This is a genomic window from Chitinophaga sp. OAE865 (assembly GCF_040546735.1).
Classification (GTDB): Bacteria; Bacteroidota; Bacteroidia; order Chitinophagales; family Chitinophagaceae; genus Chitinophaga; species Chitinophaga polysaccharea_A.
The window spans coordinates 4,641,076-4,666,415 of sequence record NZ_JBEPOF010000001.1 but is presented as its reverse complement, the minus strand read 5'-3'; the positions used below and the strand labels follow the sequence as shown (position 1 = coordinate 4,666,415).

Below are 25,340 nucleotides of genomic sequence, written 5' to 3'. Positions count from 1 at the left end.
TAAAAAATTTTGAAATTCTGCCCCAAATAAAGATCTTCGCACTTCGTTTTCTGTTTCAACCACTTGTTGTGATTGGAAATCAACTCTTAACATTACAGTTTTTTAATGAAGCCGATCGAGGAAATTAAACCTTTGCTGGAGAGCCCTAAGAAAGTGGTGATAACAATGCACCAGAAGCCAGACGCGGATGCCATGGGTTCTTCCTTAGCAATGTATCATTATTTAATACAGAAAGGGCATCAGGTAACTGTAATCTCACCCACCAATTTTCCGGATTTCCTGAATTGGATGCCAGGCGCCAATGATGTGATCGATTACGAATCGTCTATGGACCGGGCCATCCAGGCGCTGGAAGGTATTGATCTCCTGTTTTGCCTGGACTTCAACGCCCTCTACCGCACCAAAAACCTGGCGCCGCACCTGGAAAAACTGGATTGCACCAAAGTTCTGATAGATCACCATCTGGAGCCACAGCCCAGCTTTGACTACGGCGTGAGTGATACCAAAGCCAGCTCCACCGCCCAATTAGTTTATGAAACTATATATAAATTGGGAGATGAGCAGTATATTAACCTCGAAATTGCCGAATGCATTTATGCCGGTACTGTAACAGATACAGGTTCTTTCCGCTTTGCATCCACTTCTGCTGCCGTACACCGTATGGTGGCCGACCTGATGGAAAGAGGGCTGAAACATGAGGTGATCCACCAGGCGATCTATGATAACTTCCTGGAAAACCGCCTGCGCTTCCTCGGACATAGTCTGCTGAACCGCATGGAAGTATTCTATGAATATAATACCGCCATGCTGGCCATTCCATATTCCGATCTGAAACGGTTCGATCTCCAGACCGGGGATACCGAAGGGCTCGTGAATTTCCTGTTGTCTATCCAGGGGATCAAAATGGCCGCGCTGATCATCGACCGCAATTCGGAAGTGAAACTGTCGTTCCGCTCCAAAGGCAACTTCGACGTAAATACCTTTGCCCGCAAATATTTCGACGGGGGAGGACATTTCAACGCTTCCGGAGGCCGCAGCACAGATTCACTTGAAAAAACAGTTGACCGTTTTGTGAAAGCAGTGGAAGAGAACGAAGACCTGTTACAATAACTTTAATTAAAGTATTTCAACCTACTAATACAATCAAATGAAAAAAAACAATCAGTTTTTAGTTGCAACTGCAGCTTTTGGCTTTCTTTTAGCCAGTTGCGGTACAGGTGTTAAAAAAACACCGGGCGGTATTGAGTATATCGTTCACAAATCCGGCAGCGGAGCACAACTGAAATTAGGCGATACTGCCCTGGTGAATGTTACCCAGCGTATCAATGACTCCCTGCTGGGTGATTCCCGGAAAATGGTAGGCGCTGCGATCCCGGTGCTGGTGGCCAAACCACAGAGCAAATACGACCTGATGGAAGGTATTGCCCTCCTGCATGAAGGCGATAGCGCTACCTTTATTATTCCGTGGGATTCGTTACCAGCCCAGGAACGTCCTCCGTTTGGTAAAGCAGGTGATAAACTGAAGATCACTTTTGCAGTGGAAAACAAATACTCTGCTGCTGCCCAGAAAGAAAAAGACGAAAAAGTAATTAAAGAATACCTGGATAAAAACAAGATCAACGCCACTAAGAACGCTGAAGGCGTTTATGTAGCAGTTACCCAGGAAGGTACCGGCAGCACCCCTAATCCGGGCGATACCGTGTATGTTCACTACACAGGTAAGCTCACTACCGGTAAAGTATTTGATTCCAGCCAGGATTCAACTATGCGCCCAGGTATGCCTTTAGAGCCAATCAAATTCCCTATCGGCCGCGGTTTCGTGATCAAAGGCTGGGACGCTGGTTTGAGCGGCCTGAAGAAAGGTTCCAAAGCTACCCTGGTAATTCCTTCTGTACTGGCTTACGGCTTACAGGGAAGTCCCCCGGTAATCCCCGGCAACTCCGTACTGGTATTTAACGTAGAGTTGGTAGATATCAAAGCTGGCGCTCCAGCTCCGGCTGCTGCTGCACCTACTCCAGGTAAATAATTATTATCGCATAAAGAGAAAGCCCCCTGTCGATCGACAGGGGGCTTTCTCTTTATAATTCAATACCATTATCAGGAGTATCCATCTATCAGCACCTCGTATAGCTTCACCTTCAGGTCTTCCAACGACACATCCTGGGTAAGCACGCCATCAATCGCATAAGACACAGATCCTCTTTCCTCGGAAACTATGATCGCCATATTATCGCTGTGCTCCGTAATCCCTACCGCCGACCGGTGACGTAACCCTATACGGGTGGGCAGGTTCGGATTTTCAGATACCGGGAGGATCACTTTAGCCGCCAGGATCTTGTTTCCAACAATAATCAACGCACCATCATGCAGGGGACTGTGCTTCTCAAAAATACTTTCTATCAGCTTCGCGCTCACATTCCCGTCGATAGGAATACTGGACGCAGAATCGAATTTCAAACGGTAGGTGGTAGCTATTACAATCAGGGCCCCGGTAAATGTGCTCTGCATCCGGCTTACTGCCACTATCAGTTCATTGATAATATTTTCTTCTTCCTTATAACTCTTAAACTTATCAGGAAGAAACAGTTTTGTTAGAAAACTATCCTTACTCAACGGTGTTTTCTTACCCAGCACCAGCAGGAACTTCCTGATCTCCGGCTGGAAAATAATGATGATGGCAATGATACCAACATTAATAAAGTTTTGCAGGATATTGGTGAGGATAGGCATCTTCAAGGCCCTTACCAGAAAATAAGCGGCATATACCATCAACAGGCCTACGAAAATATTAAAAGCAAGACTTCCCTTTAATAAACGGTATAATTGAATGATCAGAAAAACAACAATCAGCAGGTCCAGAAGATCCAGCCATCGAAACTCAACTCCATAAAATTGTATTACTTCCTTCATAATTGTAAAATTGCAAGATTAAATTAGCCATTCATTTTCTTCATGATCCTTACCGCTTCCACAGCGGCTTTTACATCGTGTACCCTTAATATATGCGTACCCTGTTGCAGGGCAATGGTATTTAAAACAGTAGTGCCGTTCAACGCTTCGGCCGGGGTAATGTTCAGCAGTTTATAGATCATCGATTTACGGGAAATGCCAGTCAGCACCGGTACCCCGAGTACATCGTAAAACAGGCGCAGGTTCTTCAACAGGGTATAATTATGGTCAATCGTTTTTCCAAAGCCAAATCCCGGGTCAGCAATAAAATCCTTGATGCCGGCAGCGCGACAGGCAGCCAGTTTCTGTACCAGGTAATCAAGCACTTCGGCCACCACGTCTTCATACTGCGGGTTTTGTTGCATTGTGGCTGGTTTACCCTGCATGTGCATTGCAATATACGGCACCTGCAGTTTACCAACAACCGGGATCATATCTGCATCCATATCTCCCGCGCTTACATCATTGATAATAGCAGCGCCTGCATGTACTGCTTTCTCTGCTACTGCAGCATACCAGGTGTCTACAGAAATAATGGCGGTGGGATATTTGTTCAGAATGGCATGAATAGCAGGAATCAGCCGGTGGATCTCTTCTTCCGGTCCCACCATTTCAGCACCAGGACGGGTGCTTTGTGCGCCAAGGTCCAGTATGGCGGCGCCTTCCGCCAGGTGCTCCGACGCTTTTTCCATCACCAGGTGCAGTTCATGCATGCGGTTACCTTCATAGAAAGAATCGGTGGTCACATTTATAATACCCATTACGGCAGGTGTGGCGAGAGACAATAACTGCCCTCTGCAATTTATTACAGGTGAAGATGTTGTTGCCGGGATATGGTGTGGTTTCATTTAAATGCGTTAAGAGTTAGCATGCAGGCGCCTGGCCCCTGGTTTCTTATATAGTTCCGGCCTTTTACCTGAAATTCTTTATTTTGCCTGCAAATCTAAGAAGGAAAATCAATCATTTCCGAATTTAGGAATTTACACGTTTAATTTCAGAAATAGATTTGAAGCGTGCCGGCAGGCATTTTACGCTCATCAATTTCAAGGAAAGGTAAACCCTGATTGTTCTTATCTTCACGGATCACTTAACCATTAAACTATTTTATGAAGATTATCCTTAACCTGCTACGTATAATCGTTGGGGTGTTATTCATTTTCTCCGGCCTGATTAAGGCAAATGATCCGTTAGGACTCAGCTATAAAATGGATGAGTTCTTTGAAGTGCTGCACCTCACTTTCCTGTCTCCCTATTCCCTGGCATTTTCCATTATCATGAATGCCTTCGAAATTATTGCCGGTGTAGCCGTACTGGTTGGATACCGTATGCGTATCTTCTCCGTGCTACTGCTGTTGCTCATTATATTCTTTACCTTTCTTACAGGTTATGCCCTGTTCAGCGGTACTATCCGTGAGTGTGGCTGCTTTGGCGACTGCATCAAGCTCAGTGCCGTGGAAACCTTCTGGAAAGATGTGATCCTGCTGGTGATGATCTTGGTGATCTTCTTTTACAGGAACCGCATACAGCCGCTGTTCAAAGCAGCAGGACTGGTACTGCTGCTCTCCGCCGTATTTGCATTCGGGATTCAGTGGTATACGTTGAAACACCTGCCTTTCTTCGACTGCCTGCCTTATAAAGTAGGCAACAACATCCCCGAAAAGATGAAACTGCCCCCGGGCGCTACACCGGATGTGTACGAAATGATCTTTATATATGAGAAGAACGGGCAGAAGAAGGAATTTACTGCAGATAACTACCCCTGGTCCGACAGTACCTGGAAGTTTGTAGACCGGAAAGATAAACTGGTGAAAAAAGGCAATGCAGAACCGGCCATCAAGGATTTTATCCTCACCGACCTGGATGGCGTTAACCAAACGGAGGCCATCCTGTCTGAAACCAAACCGGTATATCTTTTCCTGGTGCTCAATACCCAAAAGGCTGGCAGCGGATGGGATGAAAAAATGAAAGCCCTGCAACAAAAGTGGAAGAACCAGGAAGTAGTTATATATGGAGTGACCGCCTCCACCAAAGAGGAAATAGCGGCCTTCAAACAGCAACACGGCCTGGAGTTTCCTTTTGTACAAATGGATGGAGTGGCCATTAAAACCGCAGGCAGAAGCAACCCTGCGCTGCTCCTGCTGGATAAAGGCACCATCAAAGGGAAATGGCATTATAATGATATACCATAATCAGCTGTATGCTTCGTTTTCTGCTTCGTAAAACCGGGTATGGATTGCTGGTGCTGCTAGGCGTAGTGGTGCTGGTGTTCTTCCTGTTCAATGTGCTGCCCGGCGATCCGGCACGGCTCACATTAGGACAGCGGGCAGACGTAGCCTCCCTGGAAAACGTGCGCCGGGAACTGCATCTCGACCAGCCGGTAGGGACGCAGTTCCTGTATTACCTGAACGACCTGCTGCCGGTTGGGGTCCACACCCAACAGGAAGCCAGTGAAAACCTGCGGTACCTAACGGTAGCGCATATATCAAATGATAAGCTCCTGGTGCTGAAAGCGCCTTATCTCCGCCGTTCCTACCAGGGTAAGAAACAGGTATGGGATATTCTGATAGAGGCACTGCCTGGCACCCTGATGCTGGCAATAGCCGCTATGCTGTTTGCCACCATTGTTGGTATTGCCCTGGGGGTGGTATCTGCCGTAAAGCAAAACACCTGGATGGATACGGGGGCCGTATTTGCCAGTGTGGCCGGTATTTCAGCGCCCTCCTTTTTTGCAGGGATAGTACTGGCTTACCTGTTTGGCTTTGTACTGAGCGACTATACCGGTCTTCATATGTCCGGCAACCTGTTTGATGTGGATCCTTTCAGAGGCAGGGTACTGAACCTGCGCAATCTGGTGCTCCCGGCCATTACGCTGGGGATCCGCCCGTTGGCCATCATTGTGCAGCTCACCCGCAGCGCCATGCTGGATGTACTGCACCAGGACTATATCCGTACTGCCTATGCCAAAGGCCTTTCCCGCAGGGCCGTGATATGGCGGCATGCGCTGCCCAACGCCCTCAACCCGGTGATCACCGCTATCACCGGCTGGTTTGCCGAACTGCTGGCAGGCGCCTTTTTCGTAGAATACATTTTTGGCTGGAAAGGCATCGGCAAGGTAACGGTGGATGCCCTGGATAAATTCGACTTCCCCGTGGTAATGGGAGCCATCCTATTCACTGCCGGCATCTTCGTGATCGTTAACCTCCTGGCGGATCTCCTCTATACGCTCATCGACCCGCGGATCAGGCTGGAGTAGAGCGGATTTTGTCTTGGAACACTGATTACGCTGATTTTGATGATTTCATTGATGTTATTTTTTAATAGAATAAGGGAGATAAAATAATATTATCTCCTTTGCTATTAAATCAAACGCAAAAAACATCAATGAAATCATCAAAATCAGCGTAATCAGTGTTCCAAGACAAAATCCGCAAAAAAATATCTTCATCTTTGTAACATCTCCGATTTACAGTCGTCTTCTTTCAAAACGCACTATTCTGCATGTCATTAAATAGATTCCTTACCGAGGTAGTTCCAGTCAGGCAAAAGCTTTACCGCTTTGCTTTCCGCCTGCTGGGCAACGAGGAAGACGCGCAGGATATCATCCAGGATGCCCTCATGAAGGTATGGGGCATGCAGGAAAAGATGGCTGAACTACAGAATATGGAAGCCTGGTGCATGCGTATTACCCGCAACCTGGCCCTGGATAAGATCAAATCCAGGAAATACCGGGTATCAGATGAACTGGACAGGGCAGGAGAGATGCCGGCCATTCATCAGCAAAACCCGCATGCGGTAACAGAACAGAACGATGTCATGGAAAAAGTGCATGTGGCCATCAACGCCCTGCCGGAAAAATACCGCACCATTCTTCAGCTGAGGGATATCGACGGGCATTCCTACCAGGAGATCGCCGACATACTTGATATAGATATGAACGACGTTAAAGTGAATTTGCACCGTGCCCGTAAAACGGTACGCGAAAAACTACAAAACCTGCAGGTATATGGATTATAAACACATCACTGTATTGGTGGAAAAGTACTGGGAAGGAGAAACCTCCCTGGAAGAGGAAGCGATACTGCGTGATTTTTTCAGCATGCCGCACGCCGGCCTGCCGGAAGCCTTGCAGGAGGCGGTTCCCTTGTTCGGGTACTTTCACCGTGAAGCGGAAAGAGTATGGGAAGCGCCCCCGGTAAAAATAGTGAAGCTGTCGCCCTGGCGGCACTGGATGAAATATGCTGCAGTGATCATGGTAGCGGTAGGTATCGGTTATGCGCTTAAACAGCACCATCAGCGGGAGCAGCAGGTACTGGTAGCTTTAAGGCAGCAGGAAATGAACGATCCGCAGAAAGCGCTGGACGAAACCAAGAGAGCTTTACAGTTGCTGGCTAAAAATCTCAACAAGGGCACTTCCGGGATACAACAGCTGTCTTATTTCAGCGAAGCCACTGCCGTGGTGGAAGGAAAGGACGATTAACCAACGGCCATTTTAAAACCTGATATAAATTTAGAAAGATGAAACGATTCTTGTTATTACTAGTGGCGGTCTTTGCCAGTTTTCACCTCTTCGCGCAACAGGGAAGCGCTATAGAACGGTTCTTCCAGAAGTACGAGAACGACCGCAGCTTCACGGTGATCACCATCACGCCCAAGATGTTCAGCATGTTCGCCAAACTGGACCCCGGTGATGCCGACGCCAAAAACATGATGAAGGTGATCCAGAAGCTGAAAGGGCTCCGCATCCTCACCAAGGAAACCACGAAAGATGGCCCCCGGTTATACAGGGAAGCCGCCGCGTTTATTGGCAGCGACTTTGAAGAACTGATGACGGTGCGCGACAAAGGCAGCGATGTGAAATTCATGGTGAAGGAAGACGCCAAAGGCAACATCAATGAACTGGTAATGCTGGTAGGCGGCTCCGATGAATTCCTTGCCATGAGCCTGGTGGGCAATATGGATCTCAACGAAATATCCCAGATCGCCAATGGCGTTAGTATCCAGGGAATGGATAAACTTAAAAACGTGAAGAAGAAATAACTTTTAAAACTACTCCCATGAAATCATTGCTCATTGCCGCAGGTTGTATGCTCTTATCTGCTACGGCTGTAAAGGCCCAGGACAAATGCCTGCGCGAGTTCCGCAACAAGTATAAGGGAAGCGCGGAAATACACACTGTAAACCTGGGCAGATTTGCGCTCAACCTGGGCAGCCTGTGCCTGTCGTTCGACAATGACGATGCCGACGCCAAAGCGATGGGGCACGCACTCAGAGGCATACAGAAAGTAAAGGTATACACCATTTCCAATGTAAAAGGCGGCACTGTTAGTTATGACGATATTGCTGATCTGAAAAGCAACCTGCAGCGGAATGAGAACTTCGACCTGTTAATGGAAGCAAGAGACAATGGAAACCTGGTTCATATACTCAACAAGGGGAAAGCCGATGAATTGGGTAACGTGGTAATGCTGGTACAGGAAGAAAACGAATTCGTGATCGTAAACCTGCAAACCACCCTGAAAATAGCTGATGTCAACCATCTTATCCGGCAGTTTGCCTCCAACTGATCACTGCCTAACGGATCATCACTTCCTTTACAATGTTCTCTCCGAGCATTTCATTCACCAGCTTGATGATCTTGTCTTTCGAATAAGTTAATTCCTGTTTTAGCGGCGCCACAGTAGTTGTAACGATCAGTTTATTATCGATCAGCTGGATGCTCTGTGTGTAGCGGGCAATGGTTTTGCCCATCAGTTTCTCCCAGTTTTCCTGGATGCGCACCTCCGTAAGGCGGGGTTTCATCCTGCTCTTATTCATAAATTCCCGGAGGGCATCTCCTATACTGGTAGTTCCATGACGCATGGTGCGAAGCTAGTGATTTTTTGTTGGTATGTAGCTTTCAGCAACGCATTTTGTTGCCGGAAGCTATATCCTATATGGCAATGAGCTGTATACTTTCTCCTGTGCCTGCAAAGGCCTGCTGCAGCCGTTCTGCATGCGTATCCGTAATAAATACCTGGCCGTAGTTATCGCTGGCCACCAGTGCAATGAGCCGGCTTACCCTTTCCTGGTCCAGTTTTTCAAAGATATCATCCAGCAGGAGCAGGGGAGGGAATTTTTTATGCTGGCGGATCACTTCAAACTGCGCCAGCTTCAGGGCAAACAGGAAACTTTTGCGTTGGCCCTGTGAAGCGCTGCTTTTCATGAGATGATCGTTCAGCAGGAAAAGAAGATCATCACGGTGAATGCCGGTGGTAGTGCGCTGCAACTGCATATCGCGGTACCTTGCCTGGTTTAGCTGCAGGGCATAATCTTCCTCCAGCAGGCTGCACTGGTATTGGATATTTACTACTTCATGGGTGCCGGCAATATAATCATACAGGCGCTGTACCTGCGGGATAAAGGTTTGCAGGAAAGCTTTCCGGGTTTCATATACCGGTACGCCATGCATTACCAGTTGCAGGTCAAACACATCCAGGAGGCTGTCCTGGTTTTGCCCCGTGGCCGCCATATTTTTCAGGAGGCTGTTCCGTTGTAATAATATTTTCTGGTAGATGATCAGGTGCTCGAGGTACTCAGGGTAGAGCTGGGAGAGAAGACTATCCAGCCATTTGCGTCTTTCCTCGCTGCCGCCGAGGATGATGTCTGCATCGTCCGGGGCGATCATTACGGCGGGAAACTGCCCGATATGGCGGGAAAACCGGTCGTACCGTTCCTCATTCAGGCTTACTTCCTTGCGGCCGTCTTTGAGCATACATACGATCTTTTCTTCCTGGTCATTTTTTTCCAGGTTGCCCTCCAGCCGGAACCCGTTGGTCTGGTAACGTACGTTCTGATTTTCGCTGCTGGTAAAATAGCTGCGGGTGAAGCAAAGATAATAGATGGCGTCCAGCAGGTTGGTTTTACCCGCACCGTTGCGGCCGGTAATCCCCACTATCCGGTGCCCAAAGGAAAAGGATGCCTGGTTGTAATTCTTGAACTGAACGAGTGATATCTTATTTATATAAAGCAAAGAAAAAAATTATTCGTAATTAATAATATGCGAAAAATATCATTTGTATAACTAATAAAAATCCGCTCTACCGGGAACTTCCCTGTGATCCGGGTGCAATTAAATGCAAAACTGTTTGAAATTGATGAAATTGCATAATTTAATGGGAATTAGAATTGATATTTATATTTTACGATTTTCCTGTTATATTTGCGAACAAATTTAGAAAGAGTGCAAACTAAAACAGACGTGAAGACGAAATTCACCAAAGAGACATATCTGTACTGGTATGAATTGATGCTTTTGCTGCGCCGCTTTGAAGAAAAGACAGGCCAATTGTACGGGATGCAAAAAATCCGTGGCTTTTGTCATTTGTACATAGGACAGGAAGCAATTGCTGCTGGTGCGATGACTGCTACCAAGCCGGAAGATAAATTCATTACTGCCTACCGTGATCACGCGTTGGCAATTGCGAAAGGAATTTCCGCTAAAGCTTGTATGGCAGAACTGTATGGTAAAGCAACCGGTTGTTCGAAAGGAAAGGGAGGCAGTATGCACTTTTTCTCCAAGGAACATGGCTTCTTCGGCGGCCACGGTATTGTTGGAGCCCAGATAGGCACCGGCGCCGGACTGGCGCTTGCAGAACAGTACAAGGGAACAGACAATGTAGTGTTGTGTTTCTTCGGTGATGGCGCTGCCCGCCAGGGTATCCTCCATGAAACCTTTAACATGGCAATGACCTGGAAGCTGCCGGTAATTTTCATTTGTGAGAACAATATGTACGCAATGGGTACTTCTGTAGAACGTACCTCCAACGTACTGGATATCTATAAACTGGCGGATGCTTATGAAATGCCGGCCGATTCTATCGATGGTATGAGCTGCGAAGCTGTACACGATGGTATCGAAAGAGCGGTAAAACGTGCCCGTGAAAAAGGCGGCCCAACCCTCCTGGAAATCAAAACATACCGCTACCGTGGCCACTCTATGAGCGACCCGGCCAAGTATCGCACCAAAGAAGAGCTCGAAGAATACAAGGAAAAGGATCCTATCAACGAAGTACTGAGAGTTATTCAGAAAAATAAATGGGCTACCGAAGCAGAAATTGAAGCGATCAACGAAAGAGTGAAAACAGAAGTGGAAGAATGTGTGGCATTCGCAGAAGAATCTCCGTGGCCAAGCGATGATGAATTACTGAAAGACGTTTACGTTCAGGAAGATTATCCATTCATCGTTGACTAATGTATTTAGCTGTCTGCCTTAAGCCTTTAGTAAATGTAGCCAAAGCTGCATCTGCTAAAGGCTTAAAGCCTAAAGCTAAACCCTATATTTAATAACCAAGCAATTACAACTACACCTTACAATGGCAGAAACTAAAGATAAAGCCACCGTGCCTCAGCCTACAAAAGATTTTGACCTGGAAGCATCCATGCACAAGGCAGAGGATTTCTTCTATAAAAACAAGAACGTTATTACTATAGCTGTACTGGCTGTAGTGGTAGTGGTAGGCGGTTTCTTCGCCTATAACCGTTTTGTGAAACAGCCGAATGAAAACAAAGCGCAGGAAATGATCTTCCACGCCCAGAACTACTTCGCGGTAGATTCATTCAAACTCGCCCTGAACGGTGATGGTAACAACTATGGTTTCCTCCAGGTGGTGAACAAATATGGCGGTACCAAAGCCGGTAACCTGGCTAAATACAGCGCAGGTGTTTGTTATATCCGTTTGGGTGAATACCAGAAAGGCATCGACATGCTAAAATCCTTTAGTTCTACCGACCTGCTGCTGCAACCCACTGCCTACGGCCTGATCGGCGACGCTTACATGGAGCTGAACAAAGCGGAAGAAGGTATTGAGTCTTACAAAAAAGCAGGACATTATAACGATAATGAACTGACTGCCCCTGTATACCTGTTCCGTGCAGGCCAGGCCCTGGAGAAAACAGGTAAAGCAGAAGAAGCTAAAGCTATCTACAAAGAGATCAAAGAGAAATTTCCTACGACTAACGAAGGTCGTGAAATGGACAAATACCTGGCAAGACTGGGAGACGTAAAGAACTAGCTGTTAGCAGTTTGCTGCCGGTTTAAAGCCGGCAGTAAACTGCCGGCAGCCCAAAGCTATAAGAATAATATGTCCGAGCACAATAAGAGCTTATTAAATGACGCTGGCATTCTCAACCTGGAGGATGCCAGTGTTGTTATGGTGTATACCGAATGGAACGACGCCATCGTGAATGAACTGGTAAACGGCTGCGAAAAAGCCCTCACACAGTACCAGGTCAGCAAATCAGAAAAAATAATTGTACCAGGCGCATTCGAATTACCATATGCCTGTAAACAATACTGGGAAACTACCAAAGGCACCGGTAAACAGCCTGGCGCTATTATTGCTTTTGGATGCGTGATCCGGGGCGAAACACCACATTTCGATTATGTGTGTAAAGCCGTAACAGAAGGTATCCTTCAACTGAACCTTCAGCTACCCGTTCCTGTTATATTTGGAATTCTGACGGTAGACAATGAGCAGCAGGCGCTGGACAGGCTGGGCGGTGCCCACGGCCATAAAGGAGAAGAAGCTGCCATTACTGCACTGAAGATGATCGCATTGCAAAGAAAGTTAGCTAAAAGCTAAGGCTAACGCTAAAAGCTATAGAGATGAACGTACAGTTATTTATACCGTGTTTTGTAGATCAGCTGTTTCCTGAAACCGCCTTCAATATGGTGAAGGTGCTTGAGAAACTTGGATGTAATGTAATGTATAACGCGGAGCAAACCTGTTGTGGTCAGCCAGCCTACAATGCCGGGTACCAGGACGAATGCCGCACCGTAGCCACCAAATTTGTAAAGGATTTTAAAACGTTCGACTACATTGTTGCTCCCAGTGGTTCCTGTACCGGTTTTGTGCGGAATTACTATGGCAAATTGTTTGATAATTCTGCAGCACATAATGATGTAAAACTGCTGAAGAAAAACCTCTTCGAGTTTACCGAATTCCTCACAGACGTATTGCATGTAACAGACCTTGGAGCTACCCTCAACGGGGTGGGCACCTATCATGATGCCTGCGGCGCACTGCGGGAATGCCATATCAAGGAAGGCCCCCGTAAACTGCTGGAGAAAGTAAAAGGACTGGAGCTGAAAGAAATGAACGATTGTGAAGTGTGCTGTGGCTTTGGCGGTACGTTCTCTGTAAAGTTCGAACCCATTTCCATGGGAATGGGCGAACAAAAAGTAAACAATGCCGTTAACAGCGGAGCCGATTACCTGATCTCTACCGACCTTTCCTGCCTGATGCACCTGGATGGTTATATCCGTAAACACGGTACCAATATCAAGGTGATGCACATTGCGGATGTATTGGCCAGTGGCTGGTAATCTTACTATCTGATCACGAAAATTAAATGCAATATGAATTATTGGTTGGTGAAATCTGAGCCATTTAAATATTCCTGGGACCAGTTTGTAAAAGACAAGATCACTTTCTGGGATGGCGTGCGTAACTACCAGGCCCGCAACAATCTCAGGGGAATGAAAAAAGGCGACCAGGTATTGTTCTACCACAGCAATGAAGGCATGGAAATAGTAGGCCTGGCTACCGTGGCCAAAGAAGCCTACCAGGATCCCACTACACCGGACCCTAACTGGGTAGTAGTAGACCTTAAGCCATTAAAGCCGTTTAAGAAGCCCGTCACACTGGTACAGATGAAAGCCGAAAAAAGGCTGGCCAACCTGTCGCTGATCCGCCAGGGACGCTTATCGGTATGTGATGTAAAGCCGGAAGAGTTTGAGGCGATCATGGAAATGGGAGGAATGAAAAAATAAGTATTTTAAAGAGATAAACAGCGAAGGTCATCTTTCAAAGAAAGATGACCTTCGCTGTTTATGGAATTTCGCGGAGATGTACATCATAGGGGAAATTCCAGCTCATGAAACATTCACTCATATTTGCCCTGTGCGCGGCTACAATGCTTTTACCCGCCTGCCGCAATAACAGCGCGCCTGCAGTACAGGAACTTAAAATGGAGGAAGCTCCGCCTATAGCGGCCGTGGCTGCCGAAGGCGCGCTGGCTTCTTCCGGGAGCGATGCCGGTCAGGGGACTGCGTTACCCATCTCCCAGAAAATTATTAAAAACGCCGTGCTTCGTTTCTCTACCTCCGATTTCGAATCCTGCAAAAAACGTATAGCCGATACAGTTAAAAAGTACGGCGGCTACATTGCCAGTGAAAAACAGGAAAATACCAGCATGCAATGGCGGAACGAAGTAGCCATAAAAGTACCGGCAGCCGCCTTTGAGCAATGCGTGGAAAGTATTACCAGCGGGGCTTCCGGGATAGATGAAAAAAGTATTACCTCCGCGGACGTTACCGAAGAATATGTAGATCTGGATGCCCGTATGAAAGCGCGGCTGGCGGTGGAGCAGCGGTACGTACAGATACTGCAGCAGGCAAAGAATGTAAAGGAAATACTGGAAGTGGAGGCCCAGCTGAAAAGCATTCGTGAAGAAATAGAATCGGCAAAAGGGCGTTTGCAGTACATGGATCATCATGTGGCTTACAGCAACATCAGTCTTGAGTATTACCAGACCTTTGCCAACTCGGATCCGCAGTCACCTGGCTTCCTGCAGCGGTCGTGGTTGTCGTTCAAAGACGGCTGGAACCGGCTCTTATCGCTTACGCTCGGTATTTTCAGTGCATGGCCGTTGATAGTTGGTATCGTTTTTATTTTTATTTTTATAAAAAGAGGAATAAGGAGATGGAAATCCCGCAAAGCCCCAACTAACGTAAACCAATAAACGAATTTACATGAAACCAAGACTGGTGGTGCTGACCGGAGCCGGCATCAGTGCTGAAAGCGGCCTCCGGACCTTCAGAGACACAGATGGATTATGGGAAGGCTATGATGTATATGAAGTGGCTTCCCCGCAGGGCTGGCAAAAGAATCCTGCCCTGGTGCAGGACTTTTACAACGGTCGCCGCCAGGACGTGAAAGCGGCGCTTCCCAATGCAGCTCACACGGGCCTGGCAAAGCTCGAAGAAAAATATGATGTGCGGGTCATCACACAAAATATTGATGACCTTCATGAAAGGGGAGGATCTACCCGGGTGCTGCACCTGCATGGAGAGATCTTTAAGATGCGCAGCGTAAATAACGAGGAGCTGATCTATGAGATCCGCGATGATATTAAGATGGGCGACCTTGCGGAAGACGGCGGGCAGTTGCGCCCGCATATTGTTTGGTTTGGCGAAGCCGTGCCAATGATTGAAAAGGCCGCGCGGGAAGTATGGGAAGCGGATATATTTGTAGTAATAGGCACTTCCTTGCAGGTATACCCTGCGGCCAGCCTGCTGCAATATGTAAAGCCGGGTGTGCCGGTGTATATCATCGACCGGAAGATCCCTGAAGTAGGTAAGGCCGATAACCTTTACCTGATTGAAAAGCCTGCAACAGAGGGCGTGCTGGAATTATTAAATATCCTGTAAAATAAAAACCTCCCCGTTCCAGGGGAGGTATCACAAGTCCTTGTGCCCGATTAGAGTCCATCATAGGAAAAAAATGACTTTGCTTATTCAAAGCTTTCTTCAAATCTGATATCGTACTCTTCTAATTCTTTTAGAACGGGGTTATATACTTCCGGCATTACCGGTATCTGCAGTCCTGTTAATGTAATCTTGTCCTGGAGGATCATTTTGGCCATAATGCCCAGTGGGAGCCCTACTGTTTTCGCCATCGCTGTGTGTATGCTGTCTTCTCCCTGAACAATCATGTAACTGTGCATCCTGGTGGCCATACTGCGGCGTTCAAACTCAATTTCATGCATCATTACGATCATGTCCTTATCGGCAGGTTCCATTTTAAGTTTGTTCTCTACCAGGGACTGGAGCACGCCTGCGTTGGTTTGTTCCCCTAAATTTATGACTTCTGTGCTTAATAATCCCAGGAATTTTAGCTGGCGGATCACTTTGGACTTGGTGCTAACGCCCAGGAGCTGGGCTATATTCTCTTCCGGGGTGCCTGTTCCATCTTTAACGGCATGTGATGCCCATTCCGTATACGTTAGTTTATCTGTGGCAATTTTATGACTATCATCTGTCAGGCCCAGCTTTATCAGGGCATTCCAGCCCTCGCAAAAGTCGGGGAAGCGAAGGGTGGCTCGCATAAAGGTGGCCAGGTCTTCCAGCTTGTAAGCCTGCATATAGCCCAGGGAATCGCGGTTGGGGTAGAAGGCCAGTTTACCGAGGCCGGGTACCTGTATGGTTTTTGTATGATCAAAAAGTTGTTCGTGGGTAAGTTCTTTTACTTTTCCTTTTTCCTTGTAGGTAGCGCCGGAAATGCCTGCCATTACGATGTTCCGGGCATTCCAGGACACTTTGTACTGCCAGGGATTATCATTACTGTCCGGGGAGATAAGACCACCGCAATATGATTTAAAGGAGAAGATCTGTCCGCCTTTCTTTTCAATAGAGTGAATGAGTTTCATGGCCGACATATGATCTATACCGGGATCAAGGCCCATTTCATACATAAACAGCAAACCTGCTTTTTCAATTTCGGGTTGCAGTTGTCTTACTTCATCATCAATATAAGAAGCGGTAAGCAGGTGTTTCTTTTCCGCCAGGCAATCCCTTGCCACCAAGATATGAAGGGTAGCAGGCAATAAAGAAATAACCAGGTCGGTATCTCTGATCAGTTGTTGTCTGGCTGCATCGTCTTTGATATCCAGTGCAGCGGGTGTAGCATAATATGATTTTCCTGTTTTGGATTTAATGAGCGAAAGGTCGTGATCGGCCACTGTGAGATGCCATTTTTGCCTCGGTGCATTTGCCAACAGATAGTCGATCAGACTGGTGGCCGATTTACCGGCGCCAAACAACAGTATGTTCTTCATAGTCTTCTTTAGAAAAGTGATTAAGAATCAGGGGAATAACAGCACTTTTTACACTTATGTTCGAATTTTCAGGCAAATTCGGATTTGTTCTTATTATATATATGTTTTCCGTTGATTCGAACTATTGATTATCAGCCGTTTAGAAACAAATACTTTGCCAATATTTATTTTCTAATATATTAATGGGTCTTAACATATAGCAGATAAATCAAAAATCGGGTTATTTATTTATAACGCAAAAGGCATATAAATGGTTGTCATTCATTGTTTAAATCAATCATATATCCATATCACAATATAATCGTTATTCCCTATGGCGTTTTTTATTCACATTCTTTGATTTTTAGGCCGGAATAAGGGCTGAAATGGCTATATTTGCCTTTATCTGTTTTACGCAGAAAAAACTGTAAATCAACACACAAAATGACAGAGCATACGGAAAATCATCAGGAAGGGAGAATTGTCCAGATAAATATCGAGGAGCAAATGAAAACGGCCTACATAGATTATTCTATGTCCGTGATCGTGGGCCGTGCCCTGCCCGATGTGAGAGATGGTCTGAAACCTGTGCACCGCCGTGTTTTATTCGGGATGAATGAACTCGGTAACCACAGTAACAAGGCCTACAAGAAATCAGCGCGTATTGTGGGTGAGGTAATGGGTAAGTATCACCCGCATGGTGATGCCTCCATTTACGACACCATTGTACGTCTGGCACAGCCCTGGAGCATGCGTTATCCCATGGTGGATGGTCAGGGTAACTTCGGTTCGGTAGATGGCGATATGCCGGCTGCCATGCGTTACACTGAGATCCGCCTGCAGAAGATCGCAGAAGCCATGCTGGAAGACATCGAGAAAGAAACGGTGGATTTTACCAACAACTTCGACGACACCCTGCAGGAACCTACGGTACTGCCTACCCGCATTCCCAACCTGCTGGTGAATGGCGCTTCCGGTATCGCCGTTGGTATGGCTACCAACATTATGCCCCACAACCTCAGCGAAGTGGTGGACGGTGCAGTGGCGTATATCGAAAACAGGGACATCACCATTGATGAACTGGTCAAACATATCAAGGCGCCCGACTTCCCTACAGGAGGTATTATATACGGTTTTGAAGGCGTTAAACAAGGCTTTGAAACCGGCAGGGGCAGGGTAGTGGTAAGAGGTAAGATCACCTCAGAAACTGCCAAGAACGGCCGCGAAAAACTGGTGATCTATGAACTGCCTTACCAGATCAACAAGGCGGTACTGCACCAGAAAATTGCACAGCTGGTAAACGATAAAATTATTGAAGGCATTTCCGATGTACGCGACGAAAGCGACCGTGAAGGTATGCGCCTGGTAATTGATCTCAAAAGGGAAGCTATCTCCAACGTGATCATCAACCAGTTATTTAAATACTCCGAGCTGCAAACATCTTACGGTATCAATAACGTGGCCCTGGTAAAAGGCCGCCCCCGTATATTGAACCTGAAAGATATGATCGCGGAATTCATCGACTTCCGTCATGAAGTAGTGGTGAGAAGGACCCGCTTCGACCTGCGTAAGGCAGAAGAGAAAGCACATATCCTCGCCGGTTACCTGATCGCGCTGGATCACCTGGACCAGGTGATCGCGCTGATCCGTGCCGCAGCTACGCCTGATGTGGCAAAAGAAGGACTGATGACCGAATTCGGGTTGTCTGAGATCCAGTCGAAAGCCATACTGGAGCTGCGCTTACAGCGCCTTACCGGCATGGAGCGCGATAAGATCCGCGCCGAGTACGACGATATCATGAAGCTGATCGCTTACCTGAAAGATGTATTGGCCGATGAATCTTTACGTATGAAGATCATCCGCGAAGAACTGGAAGAAGTGAAGAAGAAATTCGGTGACGAGCGCAAGACCGAGATCCAGTACCTGGCCAGCGAAATGAGGATAGAAGATATTATCGCAGAAGAAGATGTGGTGATCACCATTTCACACCTGGGATATATCAAGCGTACTTCCGCTTATGACTACCGCCAGCAGAAACGCGGTGGCCGTGGCGCAATTGGCGGTAAAACCCGTGATGAGGATTATATAGAGCACCTGTTCGTAGCCTCTACCCACCATACCATGCTCTTTTTCACGGAAAAAGGCCGCTGCTACTGGCTGAAGGTCTACGAAATTCCGGACGGCGAAAAAAGCGGTAAGGGACGTGCCATCCAGAACATGATCCAGCTGCCGGCCGATGATAAGATCCGCGCTATCATCGACATTAAAGACCTCAACGATAAAGATTTTATCAATAACCATTATATTGTACTTTGTACCAAGAAGGGTATCATCAAGAAGACAATGGTGGAAGAATTCTCCCGCCCCCGTCAGAACGGTGTAAACGCTATCACGATCAATGAAGGCGACCAGCTGCTGGAAGCCAAACTGACTACCGGCGACAGCCAGATTATGATGGCCATCCAGAGCGGGCGCGCCATCAGGTTCCCTGAAGTAACGGTTCGTGACACCGGTCGCGGCGCCATTGGTGTAAGGGGAATTGAGGTAGACAGCGACAAAGATGAAGTGGTTGGTATGGTTTGTGTTAATAAAGAAGACGATCAGAAAACCATCCTGGTGGTATCTGAAAAAGGATTCGGTAAACGTACCAACATCGAGGAATACCGTATTACCAACCGTGGCGGTAAAGGTGTGAAAACCATTAACATCACGGAGAAAACCGGTAACCTCATTGCGATCCTTGACGTAACGGAGAAACATGACCTGATGATCACCTGCAAATCCGGTATCACCATCCGCATGGCCGTTGCAGATATCCGCGAAGCCGGCCGCGCCACACAGGGTGTACGCCTGATCCGCCTGGATAATAACGATGAAATTGCAGCTGTAGCAAGACTCGATGAGCAGGAAGAAGAAGCCATCATTGCGGAAGAAGGTACGGAAGGTGCCGGAACAACCGCTGTAGCAGGCGAAGAAACACCTGAAGCAGGTGAAAATGACAACACACCGGAAGGAACCGACGGTGAAGCTACTGAAGCAACAGAGGAATAAATCATCTTTTTATAACCGGTAACAGGTCCGTAACCAGGTCTGTTACCGGTTTCTGATAAAAAATACAGCCGGTTTTTAGTGGTAACTATGCTGCTGGTTGTATTATTATTTATTGGAGCACCATACTCTTATTGTAATCAGCAACTAAAAAAAACAAAAGCATGAAAAAATTATTGGTATCTCTTCTCTTTTGCACGGCCGGTGTATCGGTTATGGCACAACGGGCAAAAGTTAGCAGTGCGGATGAGAACCTGAAGAAGCAAGACCTGGAAAAAGCCAAAGCGGATATTGACGCAGCATTACAGAACGACAAGACCAAAAACGACGCTAAAACATGGCTGGTAGATGGTAAGATCCTGGAAGCTATGGGCACCAAGCAGAAAAGTGCGGCACTCGCATCAGAAGCTTTTGCAGCCTTCAAAAAAGCATTGGAAATAGATCCTAAAATGAAAGAAGCTGTACTGGAAATGAACCAGCCTCTGTTCAACGTTTATGCTACTATTGCCAACGCCGGTTATGCTAACCTGAATGAACAAAAATGGGACTCCTCCCTGTATAACTTCAAACAGGCCTTTGAAGTAGCTGACTTCTATAACAGTAAAAACCTCGGTGGCTCCATTCCTACAGATACTGCCCTCACTTTTTACGTTGGTTACGCTGCCAACCAGGCCGGTAAAAAAGACGATGCTTTCACCTACCTGAAAAAAGCAGCAGACCTGCAGTTCAAAGGCGAACCTGCACTCTACGTGATCCTGGGTCAGCTGTACGAAGAAAAAGGAGATCAGGCTAACTGGCTGAAAACAATCGAACAGGCTAAAGCATTATTCCCTAAGGATAAACGCTTTAACGATATGGAAATGGCCTTCTACAGCAAAACCGGTAAAACCAACGAATTACTGGGTATGCTGGAAAAGAAGATCGCCGACAATCCAAACGACGAGGCAGCTGTACTGGATTACGCTATCCGCGTAGATAACCTGGCTAATCCCCGCGATGAGAAAGGCGCTGATGCTCCTAAACCAGCAAACTACGAAGAACTGATAGGTAAAGCAGAAGCAGCGTACAAGAAAGCGATCGAAATGAACCCTGCTGATGCAACTGCCAATTTCCAGCTGGGCGCACTGTACTTTAACCGTGCCGTTGTTTTCAACAAAGAGCTCAATGGCCTGGACAGCAAACAGCAAACTTCTCCTAAAGCCAAAGAATTACAGACCAAGGTAGAAGGACTGATGGGTCAGGCATTGCCTTTCTTCGAGAAAGCTGATGAAGGTTTCACCGCTAAAGCCAGCAGCCTCGATGCAAGCGACAAACAAACTTACGAAAGCTGCCTCTATGCACTGCAGAAGATCTATGCGATCAAAAACAATACTGCAAAAGTAGAAGAAGTGAAAAAGAAACTGGACGGCTTACAGAAATAGTAACCGTACATGATAATAAGTACAAGGCCCGCCTTACGGCGGGCTTTTTTTATGCGCGCGGAGTTTGGCTGACTCAGGATTATAATGATTAGCTTGATCTTATTTTTAGTTTGAGAAATAAGCGGAGGTTTATCGCCTTAGGCGATGCAGATTTTGTCTGACTCAGGATTATGAATGATTAATAGCTATCAAGACATCGGTAAATAGTCAGCTGACTATTTACCAGATTCAAAAAATAAAATCAAACTAATCATTCTAATCATCATAATCCTGAGTCAGACAAACTCCGCAAAAAAAAATCCCGTTAGCCGAAAGCCAACGGGACTTTTTAACTCAAACGCTGTATGGTGTTGAATTATGCTTTTTTAGCAGCAGGAGCAGCTTTCTTTGCATGTTCGTGTTTAGCAGCTTTCTTAGTAGTGTCAGCAGCAGGTTTTGCTTCCGCTTTAGCTTCAGTTTTAGCGGCTTTCTTTGCTGGTTTAGCAGCTGGTGCTTGTGCAAAAGATGCAGCAGAAATGCTCATTACTACTACAGCGGCGATCAGGCTTTTTTTCATGATGTTGTATTTTTTAAAATGATTAGATGAAAGAATGTATTGTTATAGTTTCTGAAGTAAAAATACATCAGCAAAGAGGGTGTTGGCGGGATGTTTCGGTGAACAGGGTATTACTGTCGTTGAACAGGGAAAAATGTACGGTAATGTATAACGGGGAACTATAATAATATATGGATGGCTTCCTGTACAGCCTGTATGCACAGCTGTTTCAGCGTATTAAACTGGCTTGCCACCGTACCGGAATGGTAGCTGTTTTCCTGCAGTTTTTCCAGGGGCTCCAGCACAGGGTAGAGGTGGTCCTGTAAACCAATAAAAGACACCGTAGTTTTGAGATTATGTGCGGTAGCGCGTATGGCCGCTATGTTTTCCTCCACCACAGCCTGCTTCAGCAATGATAATTCCTCCGGCAGCTGTGCAATAAATTGCTCCAGCATCGTTTTTTCGAATTGGGTATTGCCCTTGGAAAGGTCGTGAAGATAGTCCAGGTTGATCAGCTGATGAACACCGTTTTCACCCGGCAGCTGGTGAACAGCCGGCAATTCCCGGGGCGGCAGCTTACCAATGTACAGTTGGATCATCCTGTACAGGTCGTCGTCAATAATAGGCTTGGAAATATACTCATTCATGCCCATTTGCAGGCATTTCTCACGTTCGCCGGTCATGGCATGGGCCGTCATGGCTATTACCGGGATAGTGGAATGAAGCTCATTCCTGATGGCCTGTACGGCCGTATAGCCGTCCATCTCAGGCATTTGTATATCCATGAGCACCAGGTCGAAGTGCTGCCGCTCCAATGCCTGTAATACCTCTTTGCCATTGTTCACCATTTTGTATTGCAGATGCCAGCTCCCCAGTAAATGACGGAGCAGGATCTGGTTCATCCTGTTATCTTCTGCCACCAGCAGCCGTACATCCGGGTGTAATGGCAGCTGGTCATTTTCTGTAAGATAGTTAGTCCCTTCTTCAAGCAGTGGCTCGCCCAGTGTATATGGCAATTCCACTTTGAAGGTAGCGCCTTCACCTGGTTTGCTTTCCACGGAAATAAAGCCGTTCTGCAGCTCTATCAGCTGTTTTACGATGGCAAGCCCCAAACCGGTGCCGCCGTATTTGCGGGTGGTAGCGGCTTCCGCCTGGTTAAAGCGGTCAAAGATGCTTTGTTGCTTGGAGGGATCAATGCCTATGCCGGTATCACTAACGGTGAACAATACACGCACTGCATTATCTTCCGCCCATGTTTTTGTTACGTGTATGCGCACAGCTCCTTCCCCGGTAAATTTAACGGCATTGCTGGTAAGGTTTACCAGCACCTGCGTCAGCCGCACAACATCCCCATATAAAATATCTGGTACATCGTCCCCGATGGTAACAGACAGCTGCAGCTGCTTTTCTTCAGCCTTTGGCCGGAACATGGTATTGACGGCATGCAATACACTGCGCAAACTGAAGGAGGTAGCTTCTATGCGCATCATACCGGATTCTATTTTGGAGATATCCAGGATGTCGTTGATGATTTCCAGCAAACTTTGCCCCGCATTCTCTATGGCGGCTACGTACTCTTTGGATTTATCGTTCAGTGGCTGTACTTTAAGCAAATTGGTAAACCCGATCACGGCGTTCATCGGGGTGCGTATTTCATGGCTCATATTGGCCAGGAACTGTTCCTTTATTGCGGCCAGTTTCTTTTCCTGCTGCCGCGATTCATCCAGCGCTTCTATGAGCTGTTCCTGCTTGTGGATCCTGCTGGTAATATACAGGAATGCCAGCAAGCTCGTTAAGCAGGCGAAGAAAACCAGGACAGTGCCCCATCGCTGGGCTTTCTGGCCGCTGCTGTCTATCAGGTGGGTGGTACGGTTCACCTCCGATTGCCGGGTGGTATCCAGCTGCCGTAAAATGCCGGTAATAGCTTCTCCCAGCCGCTTCCCCTTCTGGTTGTTAATGAGCTTTTCTGCGGCCCATTTACCTTGGCTGTAAAAGGTATCCAGCACCATCAGGTTGAAGTTGTTCTTTTCATCCACCAGGTAGTTCAGCTGGGTGAGGAGCTTCTCTGTACTGTCGTTCTTGATGATCTTATTGATCTCTTTGAGATCGGCCTTTATGATAGCTATTTCGGCTTCAATGCCGGTAATATGAAGGGTATCCTGGGAAATGACCGCACCACGCACTTTACTGTCGGTTTTGGCCATATTCGTTTGCAGCTTCTGGAGCTCATTCTTCACATTCAGTTCCTGCAGCAGCTGCTCATTGCCTTTAATAAGCTTGTGGATATTGTTAGCGGAATTGAACTGCAGCACAACAAATAATATCATTCCGGTAATGAACAGGCCAAGGAGGTAATATTTGATTCTTTTAGGCTGCATGACAGTTTAGTACATATAAACGCTGATATAGGAAAGCCGGTTCAATAAAAGTAGCAATTTTATTGTTCCTTCCTTCAGATAATTAGCCTCAGCGCAATTATCCGCTGAGGCCAATTATGTGTAGCAAAGGAATCCCGTTATTTTGCCTTTGGTGCAGCCGGAGCAGCAGCAGGTTTTGCTGTATGATGATGCTTCGCGTGTTTTTTGTGTGCAGGCGCCTTGGCAGCAACTTCCTTCTTTGTTTCTTTTTTAGGCGCAGTGGTCTGTGCAAAAGATGATGCACTCATAAACAACATAGCTGCAGCGATTACAATACCAAACTTTTTCATGGCTGTATATTTTATTTAGTGATCAATTGTTTTGACAACCTAAAGGTACATCCAGGGAAAAAAGAAGGACAATACTAATGGCCCAACAGGCAGGAGCTGTCGTTCAAAAAGGGGAAAGTGTCGTTGAGTTACAGGAGATTCAGTTTATTGTTAAGGGCAGACCGGTAGGCATCTGCTACGGGGATAGCGTTCTTATTGATAATAATGGTGCCGTCTTCAATGGATTCAATTTTGTCGAGCGCCACAATGTAGGACCGGTGCACCCGCATAAATTTACCTGCGGGCAGCTTTTCTTCCAGCGCTTTAAGGGTGGTATGGATGGCGTGGAATTTCTGGGGAGTGTTTAATTTTACATAGTCGCCCATCGCCTCCAGGAAAAGGATGTCTTCTGTTTTTATTCTTTTCAGGACACCATTGTCGCGTATAAACACAAACTCGGTATCGGATACCTGAAGCTCACGGAGATTGCTGTCGGTGATTTCACGCGCCTTTTCAATAGCCTGGATAAAACGGGCAGGCTGCACCGGTTTAATCAGGTAATCTGCCACATTCAATTCAAATGCCTCTACCGCGTAATCTTTTTTTACTGTTGTGAAGATGATCACCGGGCGCTTCTTTCCCAGGTTACGGGTAAGTTCCAGGCCGCTCATACCCGGCATTTCAATGTCCAGCAACAGCAGATCTATCTTTTCTTTCTGTAAAAAATTATATGCTTCCATGGCGCTGCTGCATTCACCCGCTACATGCAGCTGTTCTACATGACTGGCCAGCTGCTTCATGGCGGTGCGCGCCAGCTTGTTATCGTCTACTATCAGGCAATTCATGC

Annotated in this window: 26 protein-coding genes; 17 read left to right on the top strand and 9 right to left on the bottom strand. The window is 46.8% G+C overall.

Going from position 1 to position 25,340, the window contains the following annotated elements:
- Nucleotides 1-105 precede the first annotated feature (105 nt).
- A complete protein-coding gene (locus tag ABIE50_RS18880) occupies nt 106-1,110 on the top strand; it encodes a DHH family phosphoesterase (protein WP_209857798.1) in 1,005 nt (334 codons plus the stop codon).
- Between the two features lie 37 nt (nt 1,111-1,147).
- On the top strand, nt 1,148-2,026 hold the full coding sequence (locus tag ABIE50_RS18875; protein ID WP_209857797.1) for an FKBP-type peptidyl-prolyl cis-trans isomerase: 879 nt from the start codon (nt 1,148-1,150) through the stop codon (nt 2,024-2,026).
- Nucleotides 2,027-2,097: 71 nt separating this feature from the next.
- Here the strand turns inward: ABIE50_RS18875 and ABIE50_RS18870 are convergent, their stop codons facing one another.
- Together ABIE50_RS18870 and folP are read right to left on the bottom strand one after the other, a co-directional pair.
- Nucleotides 2,098-2,910: a diadenylate cyclase gene (locus tag ABIE50_RS18870; protein ID WP_142687087.1), complete on the bottom strand. Its 813-nt coding sequence runs from the start codon at nt 2,908-2,910 to the stop codon at nt 2,098-2,100.
- A gap of 23 nt (nt 2,911-2,933) precedes the next feature.
- On the bottom strand, nt 2,934-3,797 hold the full coding sequence (folP, locus tag ABIE50_RS18865; protein ID WP_209857796.1) for a dihydropteroate synthase: 864 nt from the start codon (nt 3,795-3,797) through the stop codon (nt 2,934-2,936).
- 258 nt (nt 3,798-4,055) lie between these two features.
- Here folP and ABIE50_RS18860 point away from each other — a divergent pair, with 258 nt between their 5' ends.
- From ABIE50_RS18860 to ABIE50_RS18835, 6 genes are all read left to right on the top strand, one after another.
- Entirely contained in the window at nt 4,056-5,138 is a 1,083-nt protein-coding gene (locus tag ABIE50_RS18860; protein ID WP_209857795.1) for a BT_3928 family protein, read from the top strand.
- 8 nt (nt 5,139-5,146) lie between these two features.
- Nucleotides 5,147-6,202 carry an ABC transporter permease gene (locus ABIE50_RS18855; protein ID WP_209857794.1) on the top strand — a complete coding sequence of 352 codons (1,056 nt, stop codon included), beginning with the start codon at nt 5,147-5,149 and terminating at the stop codon, nt 6,200-6,202.
- A 245-nt stretch (nt 6,203-6,447) separates the two neighbouring features.
- Nucleotides 6,448-6,963 (top strand): GFO_1088 family ECF-type sigma factor, encoded by a 516-nt coding sequence (locus tag ABIE50_RS18850; protein ID WP_209857793.1) that lies wholly within the window; start codon nt 6,448-6,450, stop codon nt 6,961-6,963.
- Entirely contained in the window at nt 6,953-7,426 is a 474-nt protein-coding gene (locus ABIE50_RS18845; protein ID WP_209857792.1) for a PG0215 family putative anti-sigma factor, read from the top strand. The genes ABIE50_RS18850 and ABIE50_RS18845 overlap by 11 nt, the downstream gene beginning before the upstream one ends.
- Before the next feature lie 38 nt (nt 7,427-7,464).
- Complete coding sequence (locus ABIE50_RS18840) at nt 7,465-7,986, top strand: DUF4252 domain-containing protein (RefSeq protein WP_209857791.1); 522 nt, start codon at nt 7,465-7,467, stop codon at nt 7,984-7,986.
- A gap of 17 nt (nt 7,987-8,003) precedes the next feature.
- Nucleotides 8,004-8,513, top strand: a complete 510-nt coding sequence (locus ABIE50_RS18835) for a DUF4252 domain-containing protein (protein WP_209857790.1) — start codon at nt 8,004-8,006, stop codon at nt 8,511-8,513.
- A 7-nt stretch (nt 8,514-8,520) separates the two neighbouring features.
- Here the strand turns inward: ABIE50_RS18835 and ABIE50_RS18830 are convergent, their stop codons facing one another.
- Both ABIE50_RS18830 and recF read right to left on the bottom strand, forming a co-directional pair.
- On the bottom strand, nt 8,521-8,808 hold the full coding sequence (locus ABIE50_RS18830) for a DciA family protein (RefSeq protein WP_142687079.1): 288 nt from the start codon (nt 8,806-8,808) through the stop codon (nt 8,521-8,523).
- Nucleotides 8,809-8,878: 70 nt separating this feature from the next.
- Nucleotides 8,879-9,958: a DNA replication/repair protein RecF gene (gene recF / locus ABIE50_RS18825; RefSeq protein ID WP_209857789.1), complete on the bottom strand. Its 1,080-nt coding sequence runs from the start codon at nt 9,956-9,958 to the stop codon at nt 8,879-8,881.
- 228 nt (nt 9,959-10,186) lie between these two features.
- Here recF and pdhA point away from each other — a divergent pair, with 228 nt between their 5' ends.
- From pdhA to ABIE50_RS18790, 7 genes are all read left to right on the top strand, one after another.
- A complete protein-coding gene (pdhA, locus tag ABIE50_RS18820) occupies nt 10,187-11,179 on the top strand; it encodes a pyruvate dehydrogenase (acetyl-transferring) E1 component subunit alpha (RefSeq protein ID WP_142687077.1) in 993 nt (330 codons plus the stop codon).
- 121 nt (nt 11,180-11,300) lie between these two features.
- Nucleotides 11,301-11,999: a tetratricopeptide repeat protein gene (locus tag ABIE50_RS18815; RefSeq protein ID WP_209857788.1), complete on the top strand. Its 699-nt coding sequence runs from the start codon at nt 11,301-11,303 to the stop codon at nt 11,997-11,999.
- A gap of 69 nt (nt 12,000-12,068) precedes the next feature.
- Complete coding sequence (gene ribH, locus ABIE50_RS18810) at nt 12,069-12,569, top strand: 6,7-dimethyl-8-ribityllumazine synthase (RefSeq protein WP_209857787.1); 501 nt, start codon at nt 12,069-12,071, stop codon at nt 12,567-12,569.
- A 23-nt stretch (nt 12,570-12,592) separates the two neighbouring features.
- Nucleotides 12,593-13,312, top strand: a complete 720-nt coding sequence (locus ABIE50_RS18805; protein WP_142687074.1) for a (Fe-S)-binding protein — start codon at nt 12,593-12,595, stop codon at nt 13,310-13,312.
- Between the two features lie 33 nt (nt 13,313-13,345).
- Nucleotides 13,346-13,759: an EVE domain-containing protein gene (locus ABIE50_RS18800; RefSeq protein WP_209857786.1), complete on the top strand. Its 414-nt coding sequence runs from the start codon at nt 13,346-13,348 to the stop codon at nt 13,757-13,759.
- 104 nt (nt 13,760-13,863) lie between these two features.
- The gene (locus ABIE50_RS18795) at nt 13,864-14,730 is read left to right on the top strand and encodes a DUF4349 domain-containing protein (RefSeq protein WP_209857785.1); all 867 of its coding nucleotides are present in this window, start codon (nt 13,864-13,866) and stop codon (nt 14,728-14,730) included.
- Between the two features lie 10 nt (nt 14,731-14,740).
- Nucleotides 14,741-15,418 carry an SIR2 family NAD-dependent protein deacylase gene (locus ABIE50_RS18790; protein WP_209857784.1) on the top strand — a complete coding sequence of 226 codons (678 nt, stop codon included), beginning with the start codon at nt 14,741-14,743 and terminating at the stop codon, nt 15,416-15,418.
- An 83-nt stretch (nt 15,419-15,501) separates the two neighbouring features.
- On the opposite strand, the gene ABIE50_RS18785 is transcribed toward ABIE50_RS18790, so the two are convergent.
- Entirely contained in the window at nt 15,502-16,824 is a 1,323-nt protein-coding gene (locus tag ABIE50_RS18785) for a saccharopine dehydrogenase C-terminal domain-containing protein (RefSeq protein ID WP_209857783.1), read from the bottom strand.
- A gap of 423 nt (nt 16,825-17,247) precedes the next feature.
- Here ABIE50_RS18785 and gyrA point away from each other — a divergent pair, with 423 nt between their 5' ends.
- Together gyrA and ABIE50_RS18775 are read left to right on the top strand one after the other, a co-directional pair.
- On the top strand, nt 17,248-19,854 hold the full coding sequence (gene gyrA, locus ABIE50_RS18780) for a DNA gyrase subunit A (RefSeq protein WP_209857782.1): 2,607 nt from the start codon (nt 17,248-17,250) through the stop codon (nt 19,852-19,854).
- 161 nt (nt 19,855-20,015) lie between these two features.
- A complete protein-coding gene (locus ABIE50_RS18775) occupies nt 20,016-21,272 on the top strand; it encodes a tetratricopeptide repeat protein (RefSeq protein WP_209857781.1) in 1,257 nt (418 codons plus the stop codon).
- 355 nt (nt 21,273-21,627) lie between these two features.
- On the opposite strand, the gene ABIE50_RS18770 is transcribed toward ABIE50_RS18775, so the two are convergent.
- From ABIE50_RS18770 to ABIE50_RS18755, 4 genes are all read right to left on the bottom strand, one after another.
- Complete coding sequence (locus tag ABIE50_RS18770) at nt 21,628-21,828, bottom strand: hypothetical protein (RefSeq protein WP_142687064.1); 201 nt, start codon at nt 21,826-21,828, stop codon at nt 21,628-21,630.
- Between the two features lie 158 nt (nt 21,829-21,986).
- The gene (locus ABIE50_RS18765) at nt 21,987-24,185 is read right to left on the bottom strand and encodes a hybrid sensor histidine kinase/response regulator (protein ID WP_209857780.1); all 2,199 of its coding nucleotides are present in this window, start codon (nt 24,183-24,185) and stop codon (nt 21,987-21,989) included.
- Nucleotides 24,186-24,322: 137 nt separating this feature from the next.
- Nucleotides 24,323-24,514 (bottom strand): hypothetical protein, encoded by a 192-nt coding sequence (locus ABIE50_RS18760; RefSeq protein ID WP_209857779.1) that lies wholly within the window; start codon nt 24,512-24,514, stop codon nt 24,323-24,325.
- Between the two features lie 128 nt (nt 24,515-24,642).
- On the bottom strand, nt 24,643-25,338 hold the full coding sequence (locus ABIE50_RS18755; RefSeq protein WP_142687059.1) for a LytR/AlgR family response regulator transcription factor: 696 nt from the start codon (nt 25,336-25,338) through the stop codon (nt 24,643-24,645).
- Nucleotides 25,339-25,340: the final 2 nt, after the last annotated feature.

Excerpts from the sequence above, each read along its gene's own strand:
- ABIE50_RS18845 (WP_209857792.1), top strand. The coding sequence starts at position 6,953 with ATGGATTATAAACACATCACTGTATTGGTGGAAAAGTACTGGGAAGGA.
- gyrA (WP_209857782.1), top strand. The coding sequence starts at position 17,248 with ATGACAGAGCATACGGAAAATCATCAGGAAGGGAGAATTGTCCAGATA.
- ABIE50_RS18840 (WP_209857791.1), top strand. The coding sequence starts at position 7,465 with ATGAAACGATTCTTGTTATTACTAGTGGCGGTCTTTGCCAGTTTTCAC.
- ABIE50_RS18795 (WP_209857785.1), top strand. The coding sequence starts at position 13,864 with ATGAAACATTCACTCATATTTGCCCTGTGCGCGGCTACAATGCTTTTA.
- ABIE50_RS18755 (WP_142687059.1), bottom strand. The coding sequence starts at position 25,338 with ATGAATTGCCTGATAGTAGACGATAACAAGCTGGCGCGCACCGCCATG.
- ABIE50_RS18860 (WP_209857795.1), top strand. The coding sequence starts at position 4,056 with ATGAAGATTATCCTTAACCTGCTACGTATAATCGTTGGGGTGTTATTC.
- ABIE50_RS18790 (WP_209857784.1), top strand. The coding sequence starts at position 14,741 with ATGAAACCAAGACTGGTGGTGCTGACCGGAGCCGGCATCAGTGCTGAA.
- ABIE50_RS18770 (WP_142687064.1), bottom strand. The coding sequence starts at position 21,828 with ATGAAAAAAAGCCTGATCGCCGCTGTAGTAGTAATGAGCATTTCTGCT.
- ABIE50_RS18850 (WP_209857793.1), top strand. The coding sequence starts at position 6,448 with ATGTCATTAAATAGATTCCTTACCGAGGTAGTTCCAGTCAGGCAAAAG.
- ABIE50_RS18835 (WP_209857790.1), top strand. The coding sequence starts at position 8,004 with ATGAAATCATTGCTCATTGCCGCAGGTTGTATGCTCTTATCTGCTACG.
- ABIE50_RS18880 (WP_209857798.1), top strand. The coding sequence starts at position 106 with ATGAAGCCGATCGAGGAAATTAAACCTTTGCTGGAGAGCCCTAAGAAA.
- ABIE50_RS18765 (WP_209857780.1), bottom strand. The coding sequence starts at position 24,185 with ATGCAGCCTAAAAGAATCAAATATTACCTCCTTGGCCTGTTCATTACC.
- ABIE50_RS18815 (WP_209857788.1), top strand. The coding sequence starts at position 11,301 with ATGGCAGAAACTAAAGATAAAGCCACCGTGCCTCAGCCTACAAAAGAT.
- ABIE50_RS18785 (WP_209857783.1), bottom strand. The coding sequence starts at position 16,824 with ATGAAGAACATACTGTTGTTTGGCGCCGGTAAATCGGCCACCAGTCTG.
- ABIE50_RS18830 (WP_142687079.1), bottom strand. The coding sequence starts at position 8,808 with ATGCGTCATGGAACTACCAGTATAGGAGATGCCCTCCGGGAATTTATG.
- ABIE50_RS18760 (WP_209857779.1), bottom strand. The coding sequence starts at position 24,514 with ATGAAAAAGTTTGGTATTGTAATCGCTGCAGCTATGTTGTTTATGAGT.
- ABIE50_RS18870 (WP_142687087.1), bottom strand. The coding sequence starts at position 2,910 with ATGAAGGAAGTAATACAATTTTATGGAGTTGAGTTTCGATGGCTGGAT.
- ABIE50_RS18775 (WP_209857781.1), top strand. The coding sequence starts at position 20,016 with ATGAAAAAATTATTGGTATCTCTTCTCTTTTGCACGGCCGGTGTATCG.
- ABIE50_RS18855 (WP_209857794.1), top strand. The coding sequence starts at position 5,147 with ATGCTTCGTTTTCTGCTTCGTAAAACCGGGTATGGATTGCTGGTGCTG.
- ABIE50_RS18805 (WP_142687074.1), top strand. The coding sequence starts at position 12,593 with ATGAACGTACAGTTATTTATACCGTGTTTTGTAGATCAGCTGTTTCCT.
- folP (WP_209857796.1), bottom strand. The coding sequence starts at position 3,797 with ATGAAACCACACCATATCCCGGCAACAACATCTTCACCTGTAATAAAT.
- ABIE50_RS18875 (WP_209857797.1), top strand. The coding sequence starts at position 1,148 with ATGAAAAAAAACAATCAGTTTTTAGTTGCAACTGCAGCTTTTGGCTTT.
- ribH (WP_209857787.1), top strand. The coding sequence starts at position 12,069 with ATGTCCGAGCACAATAAGAGCTTATTAAATGACGCTGGCATTCTCAAC.
- ABIE50_RS18800 (WP_209857786.1), top strand. The coding sequence starts at position 13,346 with ATGAATTATTGGTTGGTGAAATCTGAGCCATTTAAATATTCCTGGGAC.